Genomic DNA, 3334 nt, shown 5'->3' on the forward strand with positions numbered 1-3334 from the left:
CGGCAGGGGTGGGGCCGAGCGGCGCGGGCGGGGGCTTGGACCGGCCGCCGCGGCGGCGCTCGATCAGCGCCACGGCGCCGGCGGGCAGCCACGCGGAGGCGGAGCCGCTGTCGTCGCCGGCCGAGAAGAGGTGCGGCGCCAGCCGGGCCTGGAGGTCGGCGGGGCTCGGGCGCTCCTCCGCCGCGTGCCGCATGCACGACTCGATCAGCGGGTGCAGCTCGTCCGGGAGGCCGTCGAGGTCCGGGCTCTCCCGGAGCAGCATGAACACCGTCTCGACCGGGTTGGCGCCGTGGTACGGCGGGTGTCCGGTCGCCGCGAAGACGAGGGTGGAGGCGAGCGAGAAGACGTCGCTGGCGCCGGTGACGCCTCGGGAGTCGCGGGCCTGCTCGGGCGACATGTAGGCGGGGGTGCCGACGGCGACGTTGGTCATGGTCAGCCGCTGGTTGGAGACGCCGGAGGCGATGCCGAAGTCGATGACGCGGGGGCCGTCCTCGACGACGAGGACGTTGGAGGGCTTGAGGTCGCGGTGGACCAGGCCCGCGCTGTGGATCGAGTGCAGGGCCTCGGCGATGCCGGCGGCCAGCCAGCGGACGGCCTGCGGCGGCAGCGGCCCGCACTCGTTGACGATCTCCTCCAGCGAGGGCGCCGGTACGTAGGCGGTCGCCAGCCACGGCACGGCCGCGCGGGGGTCGGCGTCCACCACCGCCGCGGTGTAGAAACCGCTGACGGCGCGCGCCGCCTCGACCTCGCGGGTGAAGCGGACCCGGAAGAGCTGGTCCTCGGCGAGCTCCGTGCGCACCGTCTTGATCGCCACCCGGCGACCGGAGGCCGAGCGCGCGAGGTAGACCAGGCCCATGCCACCCGACCCGAGCCGTCCGAGCACCTCGAACGGCCCGATCCGACGCGGATCGTGCTGCGTCAGCGGGTCCACCATGTCTGCCACCTCCCCGTCGGCCTTCCCTCGCCCTGTTGAAGCATCTCACTACGCACCGGGCGTCGCGGTCCAGTCGGGGGCCGACCGATGGTGATTCTTCCTGGCGGCACCGACAGTCCGGCACCGGGGTGCGCCCGGCTCGCACCCCCCGCCTCGGGCGCCGGGGGCGCCTCCCCGCGCGGCGGAGTGCGGCCTCCGACCGGCATCACCGATCGGCATCACCGAAACCGACAAACTCGTTCGGATGCTGCCGAATCGCGCAAACGTGACAGATAGCTACGCTGACGGTATGACAGGAAATGTGACGACTGTGGACGGCCGGGTGGCCGGGCGGCGCGGGCAGGCGACGCGGCAGAAGCTGCTGGACTGCCTGAGCAAGATGCTCGGCTCGGCCCCCTACCGGGACGTCCGGGTCATCGATGTGGCGCGCCAGGCCGGCACCTCGCCGGCGACGTTCTACCAGTACTTCCCCGACATCGAGGCGGCCGTGCTGGAGCTGGCCTCGGAGACGGTGCAGGAGAGCGGAGAGCTGTCCGCACTCGTCGCCGGCCGCTCCTGGGCCGGGAAGGCCGGGAAGCAGGCGTCCGAGGAGCTGGTGGACGGCGTCCAGTCGTTCTGGCGCCGCCACGAGGCGATCCTCCGCGTCATCGACGTCAGCGCCGCCGAGGGCGACCGCCGGTTCGTGCGCATCAGGGCGCGCGTCCTGGGCGCCCTCATCAAACCCCTGGCGGAGTCGCTGGAGGAGTCGCGCAGCAAGAGCCGCGCCACCGGCGAGCCACCGGCGACCGCGGTGGCCGCCTCCCTGGTGACGATGGTCTGCGGTGCCACCGCGCAGGCGAAGAGCCTCCAGACGGCAGGCGCCAAGCAGGCGGAGGTGAAGCCGACGCTCGCCGCGCTGGTGCAGCTGGGCATGACCGGCCGCAAGCCCACCAAGTAGGGCCGGACCACCGGCGCCCGGCCCGGCCGCCGAGGCCCCGCGACGGCGGACCGCCCGCCGCCGAGCACGGACGGCGGCGGCACGGCACTCCTACGGGCGTGACGGCCCGTCGGTCGACCCCTTTCCCGGTGCTCCCGCCGGTTCGTGGTCGACCGTCAGCCCGCCCGCGGCACCCGGTGCGCCAAGGGCGCGCGGGTGGGCGCACAACAGCGCGGCCGGGTCAACGAACGCCCCCTGCTGACGGCGGAACCGCGTGCGTATCCTCGTGTTCATGCCGACAGCCGACATATCCCCGGTCCATGTCATCGGCGGCGGACCGGCGGGGCTCGCCACCGCCGCCGCGCTCAAGGAACGCGGTGTCCGCGCCGTCGTGCTGGAACGCGGCAGCGACGTCGGCCACTCCTGGCGCCGGCACTACGCGCGCCTGCGACTGCACACCACCCGGCGCTGGTCGGCGCTGCCGGGACTGCCCATCCCCCGCTCGGCCGGCCGCTGGGTGGCGCGCGACGACTTCGTCGCCTACCTGGAGCGGTACGCCCGGCACCACCGACTGGAACTGGCCGCAGGGGTGGCCGTCTCCCGCGTGGAGGCCGCCGAGTCCGGCGGCTGGCGACTGGCGGCCAACGGCGGACGGGTGCTGCACGCCGCGGCCGTGGTGGTCGCGACCGGCAACAGCCACACCCCGCGCCTCCCGGAGTGGCCCGGCACGGCGGAGTGGGGCGGCACGCTGCTGCACGCAGCCGAGTACCAGGAGGCCGAACCGTTCCGCGACCGCGACGTGCTGGTGGTGGGGGTCGGCAACACCGGCGCGGACATCGCCGTCGAACTCGCCGCCCGGGGCGCGGCCCGGGTGCGCCTCGCGGTGCGCACCTCCCCGCACATCATGCGGCGCTCCACCCTCGGCTGGCCCACACAGGCCGGCGGGGTCCTCACGCGGCGGCTGCCGCTGCCCGTCGCGGACGGCCTGGCCCGACCGGTCACCCGCACCGTGCCGAACCTCGGCCGCCACGGGCTGCCCCGCCCGGAGGACGGGCTGTTCACCCGCGCCCGCGGCGGCTCCATCCCCGTGATCGACACCGGACTGGTCCGGGCGGTCCGGCGGCGGCAGGTGGAGGTCGTCGAGACCCCGGTCGAGTTCACCGCCGACGCGGTCCGGCTGGCCGACGGCGAGGAGATCACCCCGGACACGGTGATCGCCGCGACCGGCTACCGCACCGGGCTGGAGGAGCTCGTCGGCCACCTCGGCGTACTGGACGAGGACGGCCGGCCGCTGGTGCACGGCCCCCGCGTCCACGCGGCGGCGCCGGGGCTGCGGTTCACCGGGTACACCAACCCGATCAGCGGGATGCTCCGCGAGATAGCCCGTGACGCGCCGAAGGTGGCGGACGCGGTCGCCGCCGACCTCGCGGCGGCCCGCCTCGCCGCCGAGCGGGCCGAGCAGCCCGAGCCCGCCGAGCGGCGGC

General features: G+C 75.2%; 3 protein-coding genes. 2 read left to right on the forward strand and 1 reads right to left on the reverse strand.

Translation table 11 applies throughout. The features are described from left to right. Window positions 1-934, reverse strand: a 934-nt coding sequence (locus HCN52_RS23005; RefSeq protein WP_168090357.1) for a serine/threonine-protein kinase, incomplete at its 3' end; no start/stop codon positions are given. 289 nt (window positions 935-1223) lie between these two features. Here HCN52_RS23005 and HCN52_RS23010 point away from each other — a divergent pair. Both HCN52_RS23010 and HCN52_RS23015 read left to right on the forward strand, forming a co-directional pair. Beyond that, the gene (locus HCN52_RS23010; RefSeq protein ID WP_168090358.1) at window positions 1224-1871 is read left to right on the forward strand and encodes a TetR family transcriptional regulator; all 648 of its coding nucleotides are present in this window, start codon (window positions 1224-1226) and stop codon (window positions 1869-1871) included. Between the two features lie 271 nt (window positions 1872-2142). After that, window positions 2143-3334 (forward strand): flavin-containing monooxygenase (locus tag HCN52_RS23015; protein WP_168090359.1); only part of this gene is annotated, 1192 nt, incomplete at its 3' end.

It is taken from the genome of Streptomyces bohaiensis, from assembly GCF_012033785.1.
Taxonomy (GTDB): Bacteria; Actinomycetota; Actinomycetes; order Streptomycetales; family Streptomycetaceae; genus Streptomyces; species Streptomyces bohaiensis.

Coding starts and splice junctions, on each gene's coding strand:
- HCN52_RS23010 (WP_168090358.1), top strand. CDS start 1,224: ATGACAGGAAATGTGACGACTGTGGACGGCCGGGTGGCCGGGCGGCGC.